This window comes from Bacillus sp. P4_D3 (assembly GCF_056401855.1).
This window is the reverse complement of record NZ_JBFUIN010000650.1, coordinates 1-1,741: the sequence shown is the minus strand read 5'-3', so window position 1 is coordinate 1,741 and position 1,741 is coordinate 1. Positions and strand designations below refer to the sequence as shown.

Below are 1,741 nucleotides of genomic sequence, written 5' to 3'. Positions count from 1 at the left end.
GAGTTAATGGTGTAGTCATCCGTATCATTCGTCAATTTTTTCGAGATAAGCGTTCTTTAGCAATGATGTTTGGGGCACCAATGTTATTACTTTGGTTATTGTCGCTAGTATTTACACAAAAAGACTATATACCGCATATTGCTGTAGTCGATGTACCTGCTCCTATAGTAAAAGTAATGAAAAATCAAGAAGCATCAATTTATGAATATAGTAAAGACAAAGCAATTTCGGAATTAGAAAAGCAAAAGGTAGATGCAGTAATTCATTTAGAAAATGGAAAAATGAATCTTCTATTAGAAGGCAGTGATTCATCAAAAAACCGTGCGGTACTTCAAGTATTGCAAAAGAGTACAGAGAAGAATGATGTATCAATGATGAAGCCTGAAGTGGATTATTTACATGGCTCTAAAGACATTACGATGTTCGATGGGCTTGGTCCCGTATTAATTGGTTTCTTTACATTTTTCTTTGTATTTATATTGTCCGGAGTATCTTTTGTAAGAGAACGTTTAAGTGGTACATTAGAGAGATTATTGTCCACACCAGTGAGAAGATGGGAAATAGTTTTAGGATATATTATTGGTTTTGGAATCTTTGCATTTATACAATCTATTATAATTGTAAGTTTTTCAGTTTATATTTTAGATTTATATGTAGCTGGCTCAATATGGCTAACGCTACTTATAACATGTATGCTTTCTTTAACTGCACTAACATTAGGCACATTTTTATCGGCATACGCAAATAATGAATTTCAAATGATTCAATTTATACCGCTTGTTATCGTGCCACAAGTCTTCTTTTCTGGGTTGTTTCCAATGGAATCCATGAATACATGGTTACAAATGTTAGGTAAATTATTTCCACTCACATATGGTGCTGACGCTATGAGACAAGTAATGATTCGGAATCAAGGGTTTACAGAGATTGCATTAGATCTTACTGTATTACTACTTTTTTCACTATTATTTGCAGTAGGAAATGTATTTGCATTAAAGAAACATCGCAAAATATAATGATGATAAAAAGGAGCACAATAAATGAAGAAGGATTGGCTGGAAGAATTAGTTGCCGCAACGAATACTGATAAACGTAATGAACGTCAAATGCGTATATTAGAGGCAGCTGTTGATATGTTTGGAGAAAAAGGGTACGCCTCAACTTCAACGAGTGAAATTGCAAAGCGAGCTGGTGTAGCGGAAGGAACAATCTTCCGCTACTATAAAACGAAAAAAGATTTATTGTTTGCAGTCGTGATGCCGACCTTAACAAAGTTTGCTGCACCATTTTTCGTACAAGCCTTTGCAAAAGAAATATTTAAAACAGATTATGAATCGTATGAAGGGCTATTAAGAGTAATAATTCAAAATAGATTTGAATTTGCTAAAAAGCACTTTCCAATGATAAAAATATTAATTCAAGAAGTACCATTTCAGCCTGAACTAAAAAGTGAAATACAACAATTAATAGAAACAGAACTGCTTGTACATTTTAAAAAGTTGATTGCAAAGTTTCAAGAAGAAGGGACAATTATTGAAATACCACCATCTTCTGTATTACGACTTACGTTATCAGCTGTATTAGGATTACTCTTAACGAGGTTCTTATTATTGCCTGAAGAGAAATGGGACGATGAAGTGGAAATTGAAAATACGATTCAATTTATATTGTATGGACTAACGCCACGGAGGTAATGAAATAAATTATGCGAAATTCGCCGGTTGTTCAAGTTGCATAAAGG

At 33.5% G+C, this 1,741-nt stretch carries 2 protein-coding genes; both read left to right on the top strand.

Annotated features, from left to right (window positions below; translation table 11 throughout):
• On the top strand, window positions 1-1,016 hold a 1,016-nt coding region (locus AC1DTM_RS25195; RefSeq protein ID WP_477001161.1), incomplete at its 5' end, for an ABC transporter permease.
• A gap of 24 nt (window positions 1,017-1,040) precedes the next feature.
• Complete coding sequence (locus AC1DTM_RS25190) at window positions 1,041-1,694, top strand: TetR/AcrR family transcriptional regulator (RefSeq protein WP_016104900.1); 654 nt, start codon at window positions 1,041-1,043, stop codon at window positions 1,692-1,694.
• Window positions 1,695-1,741 lie beyond the last annotated feature (47 nt).